Source organism: Aeromicrobium sp. WCS2018Hpa-31, assembly GCF_031843905.1.
Taxonomy (GTDB): Bacteria; Actinomycetota; Actinomycetes; order Propionibacteriales; family Nocardioidaceae; genus Aeromicrobium.
Genome location: NZ_JAVTJF010000002.1, coordinates 30025 through 48423 on the forward strand (window position 1 = coordinate 30025; position 18399 = coordinate 48423).

The window sequence follows — 18399 nt, forward strand, 5'->3', positions numbered from 1 at the left end:
TGCGGGGAAGCCGGTCCGAATCCGGCGCTGACCCGCAACCGTAGCCCTCGCTCCGCGAGGGGAGCCGGAACGCCGCATCGGGCGCCTGACCAATCACGCTGTCGTGGTCGCAGCGGGTCCCCTCGGGATCCTCATGCCTTTGCAGCGGGTGAGGACCCCATGAAGAAGTCCCTGCGTCGCGGCCTCGTCGCGACCGCCGCCACCGCCCTCGGTGCCGGTCTCCTCGCCGTCCCGGCCGCCCAGGCGGACACGTCGCGCACCCCGCAGACGGTCAACGCGGCCGACTGGCTGTCGGGCCAGGTCATCGACGGTGTGCTCGTCAACGAGGCGTTCGGTGACCCCTTCATCGACTGGGGCCTGACCCTCGACACCCTGTTCGCCCTCGACGCCGTCGGCGGCTACAACGCGAAGGTCGCCGACATCGCCGACGCCCTCGCCGAGGATCTCGGCAGCTACATCGGCACCGGCGAGGAGAGCTACGGCGGCTCCACGGCCAAGGCGCTCGTCGCCGCGCAGGCTGCCGATCGCAACACCGCCGACTTCGGCGGCACCGACCTGGTGGAGGCCACCGAGGCCCGTGTCGACGGCACGGGTCGCCTGGCCGATGAGTCGGCCTTCGGCAACTTCGCGAACGTGTTCGGCCAGGCCTTCGCGGTGAAGGGCCTTCACGCCGCCGACTCCGGCGAGGCGCCTGCGGCCACGACCTTCCTGCTGCAGCAGCAGTGCGCCGACGGCGGGTTCCGGCTGGACTTCACCGCCACCGACACGTCCTGCTCGGGCGACGACGCCCAGACCGACTCGACCGCCATCGCGGTCGACGCGTTGCTGCCGCAGAGCGGCACCCCCGCGGTGGCCACGGCGCTCGACGAGGCCGAGGCCTGGCTGAACAGCCAGCAGGACGCCTCCACGGGCGCCTTCGCGGGCGGCCCCGGCACGGAGACCGTCAACACCAACAGCACCGCGGTCGCCGCAGTGGCGCTCGAGAAGCTCGGTCAGGCCGATCGCGCAGCGAAGGCCGCCGCCTGGGTGGCGGAGCGCCAGGTCACCGCCTACAGCGCGTGCGGCACGGACCTCGACGGCGAGCGCGGAGCGGTCGGCTACGACGACGCCGCGATCGCGACGGCCGAGGACGACGGCATCGAGGTCGAGACCACGGACCAGTGGCGTCGCGCCACCGCTCCTGCGGTCGCTGCGCTGCAGTCCTACGACGACCCGAGCCCCGGACCGACGGCCACGTTCACCGTGACGCCCTCCGCTGCCAACGGTGGCTGGGTGGCCGCGGGTGGCACGACCACGGTCTCGGTCTCCGGTCTCGCAGCCGCTGAGCGTTACTGCGCCTACACCGTCGACGGCACGGCTGCCCGTGGCGGCAGAGCCTCCGCAGAGGGTGCGGCCACGCTCCAGGTCACTGCTCCGACGACTGCGGGCAACCAGCCGGTCGTCGTATACGGCTCCCGCGACGCCCGTCGGGGCACGGGCACGCTCAAGGTGCTGGGTGCGCGGACGCTCGGCCTCAAGCTCAGCGCCACGAAGATCAAGCGCAAGGGCACGATGCGGGTCACCGTCTCCGGGCTGGCCGCGGGTGAGCCCGTCAAGGTCGGCTACGGGGGGAAGTTCGTGGCCACCGGCACCGCAAGTGCTTCCAAGACCGCGACGCTCTCGTTCGCGGTCGGCACGGCCACCGGTACGAGACGAGTGAGCGTGCAGGGCATCTCGAGCAAGCGATACGCGTCCAAGACCTTCACGGTCGTCAAGTGACCCGACGCGTCCTTTCCGCACTGGTCGCCGTCCTCCTCGGGACGGCGACCGGTGCGGTCGTCCTCGCCGCACCCGCGCAGGCTGCGGCCTGCGCCAAGGGTGACGGCGTGACCGTGGTCGTCGACTACCACCAGCTGGGTGGGGGTGCCTCCACGACGTGCGTCCCCGGCGGTGGTCGCAAGGCCACCTCCGCGTTCGACGCCGCAGGCGTCTCCCTCCGCTACGCCGCCCGTCAGCAGGGCTTCGTCTGCCAGGTCAACGCGAAGCCGGCCAACGCCGGGTGCGTGCAGGCCTCGCCGTCCGACGCCTACTGGTCGCTCTGGGTCTCCAGCGGCAACGGCAGCTGGAGCTACGCGACGGCCGGCGTCGGCGGCGTCTCCGTGCCGAAGGGCGGCTGGGTCGCCTGGAGCTGGCAGGGCCAGAGCGGCAGGGCCCAGCCCGGGGTCTCCCCGGTGGGCAAGGCGGCCGCGGCCCCGGCCCCGAAGCCGTCGAGCCGGCCCACGCAGAAGGCGCCCACGGCTGCGCCGACGTCGGCGGTCCAGTCCGCGGAGGCCTCGGCCAGCGCCAAGGCGAAGGCCGAGCAGAAGGCCCAGGAAGAGAAGAAGGCTGAGCAGAAGGCTGAGCAGAAGTCGGGGCAGGAGGGAGAGGCGGGCGCCGCCAGCCCCTCCGACGGAGCCGGCGACGACGGCGCGACGTCCGACGACGAGACCCGCGCGACGTCGGCCGACGCCCGGTCGCCGTGGCCCACGCTGGTCGGTGTCGCGGCCGTGCTGGTGCTGCTCGGTGCCGCCGGGATCGTCGCGTGGCGGCGGAGGGGAAGCGCGCCCTGAGCTGCCCTGCCGCGGAACGGCGATGACCGCTCCCGCCCGTGACCTGCATCCTGGAGCCTGGTGGCTCTGGGCGCTCGGTCTCGCCGCGGCGGCGTCGTTCACCCTCAACCCGCTGGTGCTCGCGTTGATCGCGGCGGTGGTGGTCCTGGTGGTGATGGCCCGTCGCAGCGAGGCGCCGTGGGCGATGTCGTTCCGGTTCTACGTGTACTTCGCGCTGTTCGTCGTGGTGCTGCGGGTCGTGTACCGGATCCTGTTCGGCGGAGGTGCGCTCGAGGGCGACACGATCGTGCTGCACCTGCCCGAGATCCCGCTGCCCGACGCGGCCCGCGGCATCCAGCTCCTGGGCGACGTGACGTCGACGGCGCTGCTCGGTGCGCTCTACGACGGCATGCGGCTGGCCGTGATCATCCTGTGCGTGGGAGCCGCGAACTCCCTGGCGAACCCTCGTCGCCTCCTCGCCGCCGTGCCCCCCGCGTTCTACGAGGTCGGCACCGCCGTGGTCGTGGCCCTGTCGGTCTTCCCGCAGCTCGCCGAGAGCGTGCAGCGGGTCAACCGTGCGCGTCGGCTGAGGGGCGACGCCGGCAAGGGAGTCGGCCGGCTCCGGCGCGTGGTCGTGCCGGTGCTGGAGGACGCCCTGGAGCGGTCGATGACCCTGGCGGCCGGGATGGACGCGCGCGGCTACGGGCGGTCGGGTACGGCGACCCCGCGGCAGCGGCTCCTGACCGGGGTGCTCATGCTCACCGGGCTCGGCGCGCTCTGCGTCGGCGCGTACGCCTACCTCGACGGAACCGCGCCCCGTCTGCTCGCCGGGCCGGTGCTCGTGCTCGGGGTCCTGCTGGCCGCCGGCGCGCTGTGGTCGGCCGGCCGGCGCGTGCAGCGCACCCGCTACCGGCCCGACCGGTGGCGTCGGCCCGAGGTCCTCACGGCGCTGTGCGGCGTCGTGGTCGCCGTCGGGGTCGACCGCGCCTTCGACCTCGACCCGTACGTGGTGGTCCCCGACCTCGAGCGGTGGCCCACCATCGGCGTCCCGCTCGTGCTCGTGCTGCTGGTCGGTGTGCTCCCGGCCTTCCTGACCCCAGCTCCGGCGCCCGACGTCGCCGGCGGTGCCGACCGTGCCGGTGGTCCGGGGCGCGAAGCCGAGGAGGTGGACCGTGCTCGAGCTGCGTGACGTGACCTTCTCCTACGACGACGCTGCGGGGACCGGGACGGCGGAGCCGACGCTGCGCGACGTCGGCCTGGTTCTGCCCGACGGCGAGCTGCACCTGGTGTGCGGACGCACCGGCTCGGGCAAGTCGACGCTGCTCGGTCTGTTCAACGGCCTCGTGCCGCACTTCAGCGGTGGTCTGCTCGAGGGGGACGTGCGGGTCGACGGCAGCTCGATCGTCGGCACGCCACCGCGCGAGCTGGCACACCTCGTCGGGTACGTCCCGCAGGACCCGCTGTCGGGCTTCGTGAGCGACGTCGTGGAGGACGAGCTGGCCTACGGCATGGAGCAGCTCGGGCTCGACCCGCAGACCATGCGGCGTCGGGTGGAGGAGACGCTCGACCTGCTGGGCATCGCTGACCTCCGACGTCGTGCGCTGCGCACGCTGTCGGGCGGCCAGCAGCAGCGGGTCGCGATCGGCGCCGTGCTCACGATGCACCCCAGGATGCTGGTGCTCGACGAGCCGACGTCGGCACTCGACCCGACGGCCGCGGAGGACGTGCTGGCCACGGTCGCCCGGCTCGTGGCCGACGTCGGGCTCGGGGTGGTGGTGGCCGAGCACCGGATGGAGCGGGTGATCCCCTTCGCCGACCGCCTCGTGGTGGTCGAGAACGGTCGGGTCCGCGACGGCGAGCCGGCCGACCTGCTGCGCGAGAGTCCCGTCGCGCCGCCGCTGGTGGAGCTGGGCAGGCTCGTCGGGTGGGAGCCGCTTCCGCTCACCGTCCGCGACGCGCGGCGTCGGGCCGGCGACCTGCGCTCTCGGCTCGCGGGCGCGCCGGCCCGGACGGCGTCGGCCCAGACCGCATCGGCCCAGACGGGGCCCCCGGTGCTGCGGGCGCGCGACATCTCGGTCGACTACCGCCGGCACCGCGCGGTCAGCGGCGTGGACCTGACGGTCGACCCCGGCCAGGTGGTCGCGCTCATGGGCCGGAACGGGTCGGGCAAGTCGTCGCTGCTGTGGGCGCTGCAGGGCGGTCTCAAGCGCGCGAGCGGCTCCGTGGCCGTCGGGGCCGACGGGCTCGACCCGGCCGGCCTGTCGCCGGCGGCCGCCCGTGCGCTGGTGGGGCTCGTGCCCCAGACCGCGTCGGACCTGCTGTACCTCGAGACCGTCGACGACGAGTGCGCGGCGGCCGACACCCACGCGGACGCCGAGCCGGGGCGCTGCCGCGGACTGCTTGACCGGCTCGCACCGGGCATCGCCGGAGCCCACCATCCTCGCGACCTGTCCGAGGGCCAGCGGCTCGCCCTCGTGCTGGCCATCGTGCTCACGACGTCGCCGAGCGTGCTGCTGCTCGACGAGCCGACGCGCGGCCTGGACTACGCGGCGAAGGCGCAGCTGGCGGCCATCCTGCACGCCCAGGCGGCCGAGGGCCGCGGCGTCGTCGTGTCGACCCACGACGTGGAGTTCGTCGCCCAGGTGGCCGACGCGGTCGTCGTCCTCGCCGAGGGCGAGGTGGTCTCGGCCGGAGGCGTGTCCAAGGTCCTGGCCGAGTCGCCCGCCTTCGCCCCCCAGGTCTCCAAGGTGCTGGGGTCGGAGTGGCTCACCGTCGCCGACGTCGAGGGAGCCCTCCCATGACCTCCCTCCATCGGTGGATCCTCAACCTCAGGACCGCACGGGGCCCCGCATCGGTGGATCCTCAACCCCAGCGCCGCGGCTGCGGTTGCGGACCCACCGATGGGTGCGGCCACGCGTCGGCCCGGGACGGGGGTCGACGATGACGGCGCGGCTGGGACTGCGCTCGGCGCTCGTGCTCGGCGTCGCGTCGCTCGCGGGCCTGGTCATGTTCCTGTGGCCGTTGTTCATCGAGCCGACCGCGGGGGCGGAGCGGGTCGACCAGCCGTTCCTGTTCATGGCGCTCCTGCCGATCGTCGTCATGGTGGTGGTCGCCGAGCTCACCGAGGGCGGCATGGACGCCAAGGCCCTGGCGATGCTCGGCGTGCTGACGGCGGTGAACGCGGCACTGAGACCCCTGGGTGCCGGGACGGCCGGCATCGAGACGGTGTTCTTCGTGCTCGTCCTCGCCGGGCGGGTGTTCGGGCCCGGATTCGGCTTCGTGCTGGGCTGCACCTCGTTGTTCGCGTCGGCCCTGCTCACGTCGGGCGTGGGGCCGTGGCTGCCGTTCCAGATGATGTGCGCCGCGTGGATCGGACTGGGTGCGGGCCTGCTGCCGCGGCGGGTCACGGGACGGGCGGAGATCGCGATGCTCGTGGTCTACGCCGTGGTCGTGGCGTACCTGTTCGGCATGCTGATGAACCTGTCGTCGTGGCCGTTCCAGCTCGGCATCGCCGCCCCCGGGGCCGACGAGACGCTGCAGCTCGTGCCGGGTGCGCCGATCCTGGAGAACCTGCACCGCTTCCTGGTGTTCAACCTCGTCACGTCGACCTGGGGCTGGGACACGGGCCGCGCGGTCACCAACGCACTGCTGGTGGCCACGCTCGGACCCGCCGTGCTGGTGACCCTGCGCCGGGCGGCCCGGCGTGCTCGGTACGGCCGCACGGCCGAACCGGTCCCGCAGCCCTGAGGCGCGCTCGTCGTCTGTGACGATGGACGACATGCTCCGCCATGCTCACCACCTGCTGTCCGTCGTCGTCTGCGCCGCTGCCCTGGCAGCCGCTCCGTCCGCGGCGCAGGCGGCCGCCGAGGGCGAGTGCGGGTCCGACGACGTCGTGGTGGTGGTCGAGCCCGCGACGCTCGACGGTGATCGGCTCGTCCGCTGCGCCACGGACCTCGCCGGCGACGCCACTGCCTACGACGCTCTCCAGGCGGCCGGTCTCGACGTCGAGGAGACGCAGGGCTCCGCACCCTTCGTCTGCCGGATCGACGGTCGGCCCGACGCGGCCCAGGAGACGTGCGGCGCCTCGCTCTCCGGCGACGGGTACTGGGCCTTCCTCACCGCCGACGAGGGCGGCGAGTGGTCGTACGCCCAGACCGGCGTGCGCGACCACGACGTCGTGCCCGGCGAGTTCCTGGCCCTGCGGTACCAGCTGCTCGCGGACGGGGAGGACGTGACGGTCGAGACGCCCAGCACGCAGCAGACCCGCGCCGAGGCCGAGCTGGTCGCGACCCCGGGCGAGGCCGACGACGTGGCCACCTCCACCGGGTACGCCATCGGGTGGGTCGAGATCATCGTCTTCGTCCTCGTGCTCGGCGTCCTCGTGGTCGGCGCCGTGGTCCTGGCACGCCGCCGTCGGCCCTGACGGTTCTCGCTGCCCGGCACACTGGGCCCATGCTCACGACACACCAGCCGGGCCACACGGTCCGCTTCGACTGGGGCCCGGTCGGCGGCCGCGCGATCTCCGAGGGGGCCGACGTCGCCGTCGTCGTCGACGTGCTGTCGTTCACCACGGCGCTGGGGGTGGCGGTGGAACGCGGCAGCGTGGTGGTGCCGTACCCGACGGGTCGCGCCGACGCGGCCGAGGTCGCGGCACAGACCGGCGCGGTGCTGGCCGCCGACCGGGCCTCGGCGGGCCCGGACGAGCCCACGCTCTCGCCGGCGCGGCTGCTGCGGGTCCCGCTGCCGGGTCGTCTGGTGCTGCCGTCACCGAACGGGTCGGCCGTGGCGCACGCACTCGCGGGCTCGGCCACCACGGTGGTGGGCGCGAGCCTGCGCAACGCGGCTGCCGTCGCTGCCTGGATCGCGCGGGAGCACGACGCCGACGACACGGTCGTGGCCGTGGTCGCCGCGGGGGAACGGTGGAGCGACGGCTCGTTGCGACCTGCCCTCGAGGACCTGTGGGGAGCCGGTGCGGTGCTCGCGGCGCTCGAGGACTTCGAGTGGCCGGGCCTGTCTCCGGAGGCTGCCGCCGCGGCCGACGCGTACCGGCTCGTGCAGGGGCGCGAGGCCGCCCACCTGACGGCCTGCGCGAGCGGCCAGGAGCTCGTCGCGGCGGGCTGGTCCGACGACGTCGCCGTGGCGGCCGAGGTCGGGGCCAGCAGCGTCGTGCCGGTGCTGAGCGACCGCGGTTTCGTCGCCGCGCCGTGAAAGTCGACGCATTCGGAAACTATTCATGACTTTGGTCCTGAATGCTCTCGTGAAATGTCCGCATTATCGGGTGGTGGGCGATATGGTTCCGGCATGGCGAAAAAGACCGTGGAAAAGTTCTACTCCGACCTGAGTGGCGACGAGATCGACACCCCGGCCCCGACGGTGTCGTTCACGTTCGATGGAGTGGGCTACCAGGTCGACCTGACCGAGTCCGAGCGTCAGGCCTTCGCCGACGCCGTGGCCCCCTACATCGCCGTCGGCCGCCGCGCCGCCGGTCGCACCACCCGGACCTCCTCCTCGGGCGGCGGTTCCGGCGTCGACGCCAAGGCCGTGCGTGCCTGGGCCCAGGAGCAGGGCCTGGACGTCCCGGCCCGTGGCCGCGTCCCGTCCTCGCTCATCGAGGCCTACCAGTCCGCGAACTGAGCCGCCTCGGCTCCGTGACGTCCGGCCAGGACATGCGTCGTGCGAGGCGTCATCCAACGGTCAGGGCTTCTTCAGCAGCGCCCCGGTGTGCACGCCGCGAGCGGTGCGGACGGCGACGACGGCCCAGGCGCCGAGCAGGACGACGAACAGGGCGCCGGCTGCGACCTGGAGCACGTGGTTGCCGGTCAGCTGGGCGAGTCCGGAGGTGCCGGTGACCACGGTGCCGACCGGGAAGGTGAAGGACCACCAGGTCAGGCTGAATGGGAGTCCTTCCTTGGCGGTGCGGGCGGTGAGGGTGATGGCGATCGCCAACCACAGCATCGCGAATCCCCACATGGGAATGCCGTAGACGAGGGCGAAGGCGTGGAACGCGGTGCCGTAGGGGCTGTCGAGCACGTCGGGGGTCACGTTGCCCAGGTGGTGGGCCGCGGTGATCGACTGACCGACGGGACCGAGGACGATCCAGAGGGTGGGCACGGCGCCGGCGGCTCCGATGCCGTGGCGCAGAAGCCGGTTCCAGATGAACGCGATCATGACGATGCTGCACATGAGAGTGAGGCCGAAGAACATGTAGCAGGCCAGCAGCATCGTCTGCTGGGCCTGGCCGGCCGGTAGGTGCGGGATGAGGGCAGCGCCGGTGGCGGCACTGACCATGGGCGGGACCACCGGCATGAGCCAGCCGCCGAAGGCGGAGTCCTCGTGGACCTCGTGCGAGGTGAAGGCGCGGATCGGCACCAGCACGGCCGTGGTGAGACCGAGCAGGGTCCCAGCGGTCCACAGCACCCAGTCCAGCGTCAGCGCGGCAGTCATGCCGATCAGGTGGTGTCCCACCAGCACTGCGCCGGCACCAACGGTCATGAGTCCCATCGCGGGCGCGCCGTAGAAGTGCGACATCACCGGATCGTCCAGGTGACCGCGAGCCACCTCGCCATGCAACGTCCAGTGGCCGACAGTCGCCACGACCACCACGACAAGCAGTAGGAGCGCGAGGACCCAGACGGTGGTGGCGAAGACCGTGATCCCGGGCACCGTGAAGGGCAGGGAGGCAGCGGCAACTGCGACGATGCCGGTCCCCATGACCGAGGCAAACCAGTTGGGTCCGATGAAGCCAAGAGCCGGAGCGCCCTCGAGCTCACGCAGCCAGCCCGTTCGGTCGAGGGTGCTGCGGGCAGGGTGCTCGCTAGTCGTCGTCAGGTGTGCGGTGGTCATGACTCCACAGTGGTCTCGATGCGGGGTTGCCGGTAGAACCCGTCACCCTGTGGCTCCACAGGGCAAACCTGTGGAGGGCGGGTATTCTTGGAAGATGCGCAACATCCCCGATCTGGCTGCTTTGCAGCTGCTGGTCGACGTGGCTACCCATGGCAGCATCGGCGCTGCGGGTCGAGCGAACGGCATCACGCAGCAATCGGCGTCCGAACGGCTCAGAGCCGTCGAGGCCCAGACGGGATTGACCCTCCTACGTCGTGCTGCCGGAGGATCGACGCTCACCGAGTCCGGTGTCCTCATGGTCGGCTGGGCCGCACGTCTGATTGATCTCGCGCACGAGATCGACGAGTCGATCGCGACCCTGCGCGACGACCGGGCCCACCAGCTGAGCATCGCGGCGAGCATGACCGTCGCCGAGCACCTGCTTCCCCTGTGGCTGGTTCGGCTTCGCCAACAGCACGACACCGTCGTCAGCCTGATCGCCACCAACAGCGAGCACGTGCGGACGGCCGTGGCGGACGGGTCGGTCGACATCGGTTTCGTCGAGGACGGTGCCGACCCCGGTGACTTGGCGTCACTGGTCGTCGCTCGCGACGAGCTGGGCCTGTACTCGGCACCGCACGACCCGTGGGCCAAGCAGGACTCGCCGCTGGCGCCAGATGAGATCGTCACACGGCCTCTGACGTGGCGTGAGCAAGGGTCAGGCTCCCGGCGTGTCGTCGATGACGCGCTCGCAGGGCTCGGCTTGACCGCCATGGCGCCAGCCGTCGAGCTGACCACCACGTCCGGCATCCGATCGGCGGTCAGCGCCGGAAGCCCGCCAGCGTTCATGAGCCGGCGCTCGGTGCGCAGCGACGTGGAGGCGGGCCGGCTCGTCGAGGTGCCGATCACCGGGTTGGACCTTTCGCGCGACCTCACCGCGCTGTGGGTCGGCAGCGGCCGCCCGCCCGCCGGTCCGGTCCGCGATCTGCTGGCGATCGCCACGAAGGTTCGCACGAGATGAGCACCGATCGCCGGTCGCGAGTCGACGAGCCGCACGTCTTCGCGCTCAATGCGCTGGTCCGTGCGTGGCGCGCGGTGGGCGACGAACAGCGGTTCGTCCCGTGGTTCGACCCGGACGGTCCTGGCGTGAACGCGAGGATCCTGGTGCTGATGGAGTCGCCCGGCCCTCGCACCGTCGCCGCGGGTGACCTCGGGTTCAGCACCGAGGACAACGACGACCCGACGGCGGCCGCACTCCGTTCCGCGCGAGTTTCTGCGGGCATGGCCCGTGACGGGTATCTGCGGTGGAACGTGGTGCCGTGGCCGACCTACGACGCTGCCGGCCACCGCCGCCCTCCGCTGGTACGAGATCTTGAAGAGGCGCGTCCGGCGCTGGCCGCGCTGTGGGCGGCTCTGCCCGACCTCCAGGTCGTCGTCGCCGTCGGGACACCAGCCCTCCAAGGTGTCATGCGGCTGATGACGATCGACGAGACTGCCCGAGTCGTGCCCGCGCTGGGCGCACCGCATCCGTCACCACGCAACGCCCACGCTCGCGCAGAAGCCTTCAATCGACTGCGTGTGGCTCTTGAACGAGCCCAGGAGATCGCGACCTCCTGAGAGCGTGAAGATCGTGACTCACGTCCGCCGCCGACCTGTCGCACTCGTTCGGCGCGCAGGCTGTCGTTGCGCCCCAGGGCTGATGTTGCGGCAATGTCATCTCGCGGTACGACCACGAGGGTAGGGACACCCAACTGGGTTCGCGCTGCGCTGATTGCCGCCGTCGTCGGTGGTATCGCGGCCATGCACGGCCTGCTGCTCGGTGTCGACCAAGGCAGATCTCGATCAGAAAGTGGACGACCCGGAGAGCCTGACGAGCCGGTTCGCGAGACTGCTGGACGAGGAGTAGGCGCCGTGCATTTTCAGTGCGGACTGCGCCAATCCCATCCACCAGGCTGCGGCGTCGAGCAGGCCAAGGGAACTGCGGTTGGACGACCCATCGCGTTGTGCGGCCGATGTCTTCACGCGGACGCATCGGCGACGTTGAATCAAACCTGATGGCCGTACACATCGCAGAGCTCTCCGCTCTATCGGAGCGGTGCCGAGGGATCGGCGGAGGAGGTCTGGCCGAGTTCGTCGGCGATGACGTGGTCCGAAGCCTTGACTGGCCCGAGGATGTCGTGGAGCAGTGGCTGTACGACTTCGCCAGTTTGGCACCGTTTCAGGTTGGCTACGGCGATCTGGACTTGACGACCGTCGCTTGGAGGGACGAACTCGTGCCGGCGAGTGAGTTCCTTGAGATGTCGACGGGCCCAACCGACCAAGGGCTCATCGAGGAATTCGCAGGAAACCCCGATCACTGGTCTGAAGTCCGTAAACACCTCGGAGTTTCACAACACTGGGAGTCCCACGGAACTTGGCTGCGGCGCCCGCTGCTCATCGACCGTGCGCTTCTCCACACCGGTGGGATTGGACTGCAGGTCATAGAGGGGCGCACGCGGGTAGGGGTTCTGCGGGGCTTCATGGCGCGCGGGCGTCCGGTCGCGCCTAATCATGCTGCTTGGGTGGCACGCCGACGGATGATGTGACTCCAACAGTGGGACTCGACCGGGACCGGCTTCGGCGCCATTGGTTGGAGTAAGCACCCCAAGGGGTGCTCCTGGCGGAGGATAGGGGATTCGAACCCCTGAGAGCTTTCACTCAACCCGCTTTCCAAGCGAGCGCACTAGGCCACTATGCGAATCCTCCGCGGACGAGCGTACCCGCCGCATCCCGCCTGGAAGGCACCGGGTCGACCCCCGTATGCTGGCCGCAGCCCCTCGCGTGGCGCTATCTCACCCAATCCCCCAGGGCCGGAAGGCAGCAAGGGTCAGTGGGCTCTAGTGGGTGCGCGAGGGGTCCTCACGTTCCTGGAGCTTCCTCACGCCCACCCCACGGTCAGGGGTCGTCGGCAAGGATGGCGTCGTGCTCGACGACCTCGCGCCCCAGCGGCGGCGCACCCTGCTGACGGGGGCGGCGCTGCTCGTGGCCGCGGTCCTGGTCGCGGCCGGCATCGGGGTCGTCCGCACGCTCGACGCCACGGACCCCGCGCCGCAGGACGAGCTCGGACCCGTGCTGCTGGTCTCCGGGTACGGCGGGCGCGTGGCGTCCCTCGACCCCCTGCGAGACGCGCTCCGGTCGGCCGGCCGCGACGTCGAGGTGCTCGAGCCTGAGGGCGACGGTAGGGGAGACCTGCGCGCCCAGGCGGCCGCACTCGGCCGCTCGGTGGACGCGGCCCTCGAGCGCACGGGCGCGGACTCGGTCGACGTCGTCGGCTACTCCGCAGGCGGTGTGGTGGCCCGGTTGTGGGTGCGCGACCAGGGCGGCGCGGACGTGGCTCGACGGGTGCTGACGATCGGCTCGCCCCACCATGGCACCGACGTCGCCGCGCTAACGGTCGAGATCGCGGGCAGCTGCCCCACCGCGTGCGAGCAGCTCGTGCCCGACAGCGACCTGCTGCGTGGCCTGAACGCCGGTGACGAGACGCCGGACGGACCCGAGTGGGTCACGCTGCGCTCCGACGCCGACCGGGTGGTCGTCCCCACGGACTCCGCGGTGCTCGACGGCGCACTCAACCTGCGGGTGCAGCGGCTGTGCCCCGGCTCGACGACGCCGCACCGGGCGCTTCCCGGCGACGCCGCGGTGCTCGCGACGGTGGCCTCGGCGCTCGGTCGGGACGCCGCCCGCACGCCGACCGACGTCAGCTGTTGACGTCCTTGCTGCCGAAGTTGGCCCAGGCCGCCCCGAGGAACACCACGAGGTAGGCCGCCTGGGCGGCGACGCCTCGCACCACCTCGGTCCACCGGATGGGGTCGCGGAACAGGTCGACGAACGCCAGCCAGTACCGGGTCGGCAGGTACGGCTGCAGCACGTCGGCGGCCTCGAGCCCGAGGAGCACCGTCGAGCCGATGAGCACCGCCACCGTCCCGAGCGCGGCGGTCAGCCCGGACTCCACGATCGTGGAGAGGAGCAGCGCGAGCGCGGCCACGCCCAGCATCATCCACGTCACGTAGCCGAGCGCCAGGACCGTCCGCTGGATCATCTCCGCCTGGCTGAGGGTGGAGCCGGAGACGCTGGTGACCGTGCCGCTGGGGTCGCCGTCGCCGAGCAGCAGCCGTCCGAGGACGTAGGCCACGACGGCCACGACCAGCACGGCCACGAGCACGAAGGCCACGACGCTCACGAGCTTCGCCACCAGCAGCCGGGTGCGGCCGACGGGCCGGACGAGCAGGTAGCGCAGCGTGCCCGTCTGCGACTCGCCGGCGATGGCGTCACCGGCCACGACCGCCACCGCGACCGGCAGGAACAGCGGGAGCACGATGCCCAGGGCAGCGAGGGGAAAGAGCGTGCCGTCGCTCAGGACGGCGGAGAGGAACGGTGGCCCGGTGCCGGGACGGGGTCCCAGCTGCGTGGTCGCGAGCAGCACCGCCACGAGCGCGGGCAGGGCGTTCAGCATCGCGATGACCACCCAGGTGCGTCGGCGCCGCAGCATCGCGGCCAGCTCGACCCGGATCATGACGTCTCGCTCGCGCGCAGCACGACGTCCTCCAGGCTGACGCGCAACGGCCCCACGGAGTCGACGCGGACGCCGGCGGACACGAGCCGTGCGTTCACCCGGGCCGGGTCGTCGGACACCACCACCAGGCGCTCTCCGACGGACGACTCCACGGCCTCGCCCAGCAGGGCGACGGCACGCGCGACGTCGCGGGTGCCCACCACGACGCGTTCGCTCGGTGCCAGAAGGGTCTCCAGCTGGTCCTGCAGCACCAGTCGGCCGCGGTCGAGCACCCCCACGCGGGTGCACATCTGCTCGATCTCGCTCATGAGGTGGCTGGACAGGAAGATCGTGGTGCCCTCGCCGCTCAACGCCAGCAGCAGCTCGCGGATCTCGCGGATCCCTTGCGGGTCGAGTCCGTTGGTGGGCTCGTCGAGCACCAGCAGCCGCGGCCGACGCAGCAGCGCACCGGCCAGGCCGAGGCGTTGGCGCATGCCGAGCGAGTACGCACGCACGGGCCGACGGTCGGCGGGGTCCAGCCCCACCTGCTCGAGCACCTCGCCGATGCGACTGGACCGTCCACGGCGCCGCGCGTCGGGCCCGGCGGCATCGAAGGTGGCGAGGTTCCTGCGTCCCGACAGGTGCGGGTAGGCGCCGGGTCCCTCCACCAGGGCGCCGACGCGCGGGAGGACCGACGCGGCCGACGCAGGCATCGCCTCGCCGAGCACCTCGGCCTCCCCGGAGGTCGGCAGGACGAGGCCCAGCAGCATCCGCACCGTCGTGGTCTTGCCGGAGCCGTTGGCCCCGAGGAACCCGTAGACGTCGCCCTCTCGCACGTCGAGGTGGATGCCGTCGACCGCCGGAACGCCGCGGTAGCGCTTCGTCAGCGCTCGGGTCCTGATCATCGCCGCCCCACCTGCTCGGCCAGCTCGGCCGCGGCGTCCGCGAGCACCTCGGGCGTCACGGTCCCGGCCAGCAGGAAGGTGCCCTGACCACGGCCCCCCTCGGTGAGCAGCACGGACAACGGCCCGATCTCCAGCGAGGTGCCGACGTCGGTGCGCACGGCCGACGAGGCGCTCAGCTGCTCGCGCACCTGGCCGGCGAGACCGCGGCGAAGCGGCACCGCCACGAGGGCGGTGGGCCCACGGCCGTAGCCGCCGACGGCTCCGAGCTCCTCGGGGTCGCCGCGACGCTCGAGGCCGGCGACTGCGTCGGGAAGCACGAACGGTGCGAAGGCGTTGGCGCCCGCGGCGACGTCGATCGCGTCGCGAAAGCCCACGCGGGCGCCCGGGGGAGCGGTGAACGTGGTCGTGCCGGGATCGGGGGTCGACGGGTCGAACCGGATGACGGCGGTGGACACCACGGGCAGGTCCGAGGCGGTGCCGACGACGTCGACGCGCAGCGCCAGACCAGTCTCGGCGTCCGCCCAGACGTCGACGTGATCGATGGTCGACTGCTCGTCTGCCGGCTCCAGCCTCAGGCCGGGCGCCGACCGCCCCGCCACGCGTCGCTCCGGCAGGCGGGACAGCTCGGTGGCGTCGGCCCCGGCGAGCAGGCGCCGGGCCAGCTGTGACGGCACGAGGTCGGATGCGTCGGGCAGGCGGACGGTGGCATAGGGGGACGAGGTGGCGCGCTCGGACTCGAAGCGCCAGGTGGTGAGCAGGTCACCCTCGCGCACCAGGTCGGTCTCACCACTCGCGCGGACGCGGTCGACGCGCCACTGCTCGTCCGACCGCCACCAGACGCGCAGGGTGCTGGTGTCGCCCAGCAGGTCGGCGACCCCGGCGAACGAGTCGGTCTCGGGGATCTGAAGCGTGCCGCGGCTGCGCACCTCGCCCGACCACCCCAGGTCGCGTGACGCGACGACCCGCTCGAGCAGTCGGTCCGCCGAGACGTCGGAGGCCTCGGCCGGGAGCAGGCGGGGGAGCACCGGCGCCGCGGCCAGCAGGGCCGACACCAGTGCCACGAGCAGCCAGCGTCGGGCGGAGGGCTTCATCTCCTGACCACGGTACGAGGTGGGACCCCGCCTCGCCGGGTGGATCAGGGTGGATCCGGGAGCCGTCGAGTGCGTCGGTGGCGCGCTGCGGCCACGGACGGCCCCCCGACGCACGACAGCCGCACGCGGCGCCGGAAAAGGATCTGCGCCACGTGCGGCTGGATCGTGGGTCGAGCCGCGCTCCGCCGTCAGCCGATGGGGTCGACGACGCCGTGGTCGGCCACCGAGCGGGCCAGCGTGAGCAGGTGCTCCGAGCCGTCGCCGAGCGTGTGGTCGATCGCGGTCAGACGGCTCGTGTAGTGGCCGACGGAGTACTCCGCGGTCATGCCGATGCCGCCGTGCAGCTGGATCGCCTCCTGGCCGATGTGGCGGCCGGCGCGCGAGACCTGCAGCTTGGCACGCGCCGCCGCCTCGAGGACCCGGTCCGGGTCGTCCTGGAGCACGAGCGTGGCCCACGTGACGGTGCTGCGGACCAGCTCGGCCGACACGTACAGGTCGGCCGCGCGGAACGTGAGCGCCTGGAACGTGTTGAGCGGGACGCCGAACTGCTTGCGCGTCTTGAGGTACTCGGTGGTGGTCCGCAGGGCCACGTCCATGGCACCCACGGCCTCGTGGCTCAGGGCGATCTGCCCACGGGCGACGTTCCGGGCCACGACGTCGGACGCGTCGGCGGCCGGGTCGCCCAGGGGCGTGGCCGTGGCACCGTCGAACGCGATGCGCGCCGCGCGACCGCCGTCGTGCGTGCGGTAGCCGATCCGGTCCACGCCACCGGCCGAGGGGTCGACGAGGAACACGCCGACGCCGGCGTCGGTGCGGGCCGTGACGACCAGCAGGTCGGCGCGCTCGCCGTGCAGCACCGGCTCCTTGACGCCCGTGAGCGTCCAGGTGCCGTCGGACTCGGCGGCCACGACGGCGTCGCCGACGTCGTGGTGGGCGAAGGAGAGCACCAGGGCGCCCTCGGCCACGCGGCCGATGACGTCGGCGCGCTGCTCGGCCGAGCCGAGGTCGGCCACCAGGCCGGCGGCCAGGATCGTCTCGAGGTACGGCTCGGGCGCGAGCACGCGTCCGATCTCCTCGGCCACGATCGCGACCTCCACGGGTCCGGCGCCGAAGCCGCCGTCCTCCTCGGAGAACGGCAGTCCGAGGGCACCGAGCTCGGCGAGCTGCTGCCAGGTCTTCTCGGAGAAACCGGGGTCGGTCTTGGTGACCTCGCGGCGGGTCTCAGACGAGTCGTAGGTCTTGCTCAGCAGGCCGCGCACCGCGTCACGCAGGGCGGTCTGCTCGGAGTCGAGGGTGAAGTCCATGGCTGCCTCACAGTCCCAGGATGGTCTTGGCGATGATCTGACGCTGCACCTCGTTGGAGCCGCCGTAGATCGACGCCTTCCGGAAGTTGAGGTACTGCGGGGTGCTGACGCGGGCCCAGTCGGGCACGTCGGAGCCGTCTCCGGCGCCGGACGCGAGCGAGAGCGGGCCGGCGAGGTCGACGTAGAGCTCGGTGACGGCCTGCTGCAGCTCGGTGCCGCGCAGCTTGAGCACCGACGACGCCGGGTGCGGCTTGCCGTCGGCGGAGTGGGCCACGACGCGCAGCGCCGTCAGCTCGAGGGCGAGCAGCTCGTTCTCCAGGTCCGCGACGCGGGTGGCGAGCAGCAGGTCGGAGTCGAGGCGGTCGCCCGCGATCTCCTTCGCCGCGGCCAGCCAGCGCTTCGTGGAGCCGACGGGTGCCACGCCGACGCGCTCGTTGCCGAGCAGGAACTTGGCGTAGTCCCAGCCGCGGTTCTCCTCGCCGACGAGGTTCTCGGCCGGCACGCGCACGTCCTCGAAGAAGACCTCGTTGACCTCGTGGCCGCCGTCGATGAGCTCGATGGGACGCACGGTCAGGCCGGGAGACGTCATGTCGATGAGCAGGAACGAGATGCCCTGCTGCTTCTTGGGGGCGTCGGGATCGGTCCGCACGAGCGTGAAGATCCAGTCGCCGTACTGGCCGAGCGTGGTCCACGTCTTCTGCCCGTTGACGACGTACTCGTCGCCCTCGCGACGGGCCGTGGTGCGCAGCGAGGCGAGGTCGGAGCCGGCGTCGGGCTCGGAGAAGCCCTGCGACCACCAGATGTCGAGGTTGGCGGTGGCCGGGAGGAACCGCTCCTTGATCTCCTGGGAGCCGAAGGCCGCGATGACCGGGCCGACCATCGACGCGTTGAACGCCAGCGGCGTGGGGACGCAGGCCAGCTGCATCTCCTCGTGCCAGATGTGGCGCTGCAGCGGGGTCCAGTCCTTGCCGCCCCACTCGACGGGCCAGTTCGGCACGGCGAGACCGGCGGCGTTCAGCGTCTGCTGCGCCTCGACGATCTGCTCCTTGCTGAGCTCGCGCCGGGCGGCGACGGTGTCGCGGATGTGCTGCGGGACCTGGGTGGTGAAGAACGTGCGCATCTCCTCGCGGAATGCGGCGTCCTCCTCGGACAGACGAAGCTTCATGGGGACTCTCCGGG

General features: G+C 72.1%; 18 protein-coding genes, 1 tRNA gene, 1 other RNA gene and 1 riboswitch. Of the genes, 13 read left to right on the forward strand and 7 right to left on the reverse strand.

Features of this window, described 5'->3' with window-relative positions; translation table 11 throughout:
• The first annotated feature begins 4 nt into the window (after positions 1-4).
• Positions 5-74: riboswitch (cobalamin riboswitch) on the forward strand.
• 85 nt (positions 75-159) lie between these two features.
• From RQG84_RS02070 to RQG84_RS02105, 8 genes are all read left to right on the forward strand, one after another.
• Entirely contained in the window at positions 160-1758 is a 1599-nt protein-coding gene (locus tag RQG84_RS02070) for a hypothetical protein (RefSeq protein ID WP_311208635.1), read from the forward strand.
• Positions 1755-2588: a hypothetical protein gene (locus RQG84_RS02075; RefSeq protein WP_311208636.1), complete on the forward strand. Its 834-nt coding sequence runs from the start codon at positions 1755-1757 to the stop codon at positions 2586-2588. Before RQG84_RS02070 ends, RQG84_RS02075 begins: the two co-directional genes overlap by 4 nt.
• Before the next feature lie 22 nt (positions 2589-2610).
• Complete coding sequence (locus RQG84_RS02080) at positions 2611-3756, forward strand: energy-coupling factor transporter transmembrane protein EcfT (protein WP_311208637.1); 1146 nt, start codon at positions 2611-2613, stop codon at positions 3754-3756.
• Positions 3740-5368: an ATP-binding cassette domain-containing protein gene (locus RQG84_RS02085; RefSeq protein ID WP_311208638.1), complete on the forward strand. Its 1629-nt coding sequence runs from the start codon at positions 3740-3742 to the stop codon at positions 5366-5368. Before RQG84_RS02080 ends, RQG84_RS02085 begins: the two co-directional genes overlap by 17 nt.
• A gap of 139 nt (positions 5369-5507) precedes the next feature.
• Positions 5508-6314, forward strand: coding sequence for an ECF transporter S component (locus tag RQG84_RS02090; RefSeq protein WP_055963035.1), 807 nt, complete (start codon positions 5508-5510; stop codon positions 6312-6314).
• A 31-nt stretch (positions 6315-6345) separates the two neighbouring features.
• Positions 6346-6990: a hypothetical protein gene (locus RQG84_RS02095; RefSeq protein WP_311208639.1), complete on the forward strand. Its 645-nt coding sequence runs from the start codon at positions 6346-6348 to the stop codon at positions 6988-6990.
• Positions 6991-7019: 29 nt separating this feature from the next.
• Positions 7020-7775, forward strand: a complete 756-nt coding sequence (locus RQG84_RS02100; RefSeq protein ID WP_311208640.1) for a 2-phosphosulfolactate phosphatase — start codon at positions 7020-7022, stop codon at positions 7773-7775.
• A gap of 93 nt (positions 7776-7868) precedes the next feature.
• Complete coding sequence (locus RQG84_RS02105; protein WP_156364880.1) at positions 7869-8201, forward strand: Lsr2 family protein; 333 nt, start codon at positions 7869-7871, stop codon at positions 8199-8201.
• Between the two features lie 60 nt (positions 8202-8261).
• On the opposite strand, the gene RQG84_RS02110 is transcribed toward RQG84_RS02105, so the two are convergent.
• Positions 8262-9410, reverse strand: coding sequence for a TDT family transporter (locus RQG84_RS02110; RefSeq protein ID WP_311208641.1), 1149 nt, complete (start codon positions 9408-9410; stop codon positions 8262-8264).
• A 94-nt stretch (positions 9411-9504) separates the two neighbouring features.
• On the opposite strand from RQG84_RS02110, the gene RQG84_RS02115 reads away from it, so the two are divergent.
• From RQG84_RS02115 to RQG84_RS02125, 3 genes are all read left to right on the forward strand, one after another.
• The gene (locus RQG84_RS02115; protein ID WP_311208642.1) at positions 9505-10410 is read left to right on the forward strand and encodes a LysR family transcriptional regulator; all 906 of its coding nucleotides are present in this window, start codon (positions 9505-9507) and stop codon (positions 10408-10410) included.
• Positions 10407-11006: a uracil-DNA glycosylase family protein gene (locus RQG84_RS02120; protein WP_055963053.1), complete on the forward strand. Its 600-nt coding sequence runs from the start codon at positions 10407-10409 to the stop codon at positions 11004-11006. The genes RQG84_RS02115 and RQG84_RS02120 overlap by 4 nt, the downstream gene beginning before the upstream one ends.
• A gap of 437 nt (positions 11007-11443) precedes the next feature.
• Positions 11444-11974, forward strand: coding sequence for a hypothetical protein (locus tag RQG84_RS02125; RefSeq protein WP_311208643.1), 531 nt, complete (start codon positions 11444-11446; stop codon positions 11972-11974).
• 72 nt (positions 11975-12046) lie between these two features.
• Here RQG84_RS02125 and RQG84_RS02130 read toward each other — a convergent pair.
• Positions 12047-12134, reverse strand: a tRNA-Ser gene (locus RQG84_RS02130).
• A 62-nt stretch (positions 12135-12196) separates the two neighbouring features.
• Between RQG84_RS02130 and ffs the strand changes: the two genes are divergently transcribed.
• Together ffs and RQG84_RS02140 are read left to right on the forward strand one after the other, a co-directional pair.
• Positions 12197-12292, forward strand: an RNA gene (gene ffs, locus RQG84_RS02135) — signal recognition particle sRNA small type.
• A gap of 58 nt (positions 12293-12350) precedes the next feature.
• Positions 12351-13136, forward strand: a complete 786-nt coding sequence (locus RQG84_RS02140; RefSeq protein ID WP_311208644.1) for a hypothetical protein — start codon at positions 12351-12353, stop codon at positions 13134-13136.
• On the opposite strand, the gene RQG84_RS02145 is transcribed toward RQG84_RS02140, so the two are convergent.
• From RQG84_RS02145 to RQG84_RS02165, 5 genes are all read right to left on the reverse strand, one after another.
• Positions 13126-13941 carry an ABC transporter permease gene (locus tag RQG84_RS02145; protein ID WP_056573749.1) on the reverse strand — a complete coding sequence of 272 codons (816 nt, stop codon included), beginning with the start codon at positions 13939-13941 and terminating at the stop codon, positions 13126-13128. The two genes, RQG84_RS02140 and RQG84_RS02145, sit on opposite strands and share 11 nt — an antisense overlap.
• Positions 13938-14825, reverse strand: coding sequence for an ATP-binding cassette domain-containing protein (locus RQG84_RS02150; RefSeq protein WP_311208645.1), 888 nt, complete (start codon positions 14823-14825; stop codon positions 13938-13940). The genes RQG84_RS02145 and RQG84_RS02150 overlap by 4 nt, the downstream gene beginning before the upstream one ends.
• Entirely contained in the window at positions 14822-15916 is a 1095-nt protein-coding gene (locus RQG84_RS02155) for a sigma-E factor regulatory protein RseB domain-containing protein (protein WP_311208646.1), read from the reverse strand. Before RQG84_RS02155 ends, RQG84_RS02150 begins: the two co-directional genes overlap by 4 nt.
• Before the next feature lie 188 nt (positions 15917-16104).
• On the reverse strand, positions 16105-17220 hold the full coding sequence (locus RQG84_RS02160; protein WP_311208647.1) for an acyl-CoA dehydrogenase family protein: 1116 nt from the start codon (positions 17218-17220) through the stop codon (positions 16105-16107).
• Between the two features lie 7 nt (positions 17221-17227).
• Complete coding sequence (locus RQG84_RS02165; protein ID WP_055963076.1) at positions 17228-18385, reverse strand: acyl-CoA dehydrogenase family protein; 1158 nt, start codon at positions 18383-18385, stop codon at positions 17228-17230.
• Positions 18386-18399: the final 14 nt, after the last annotated feature.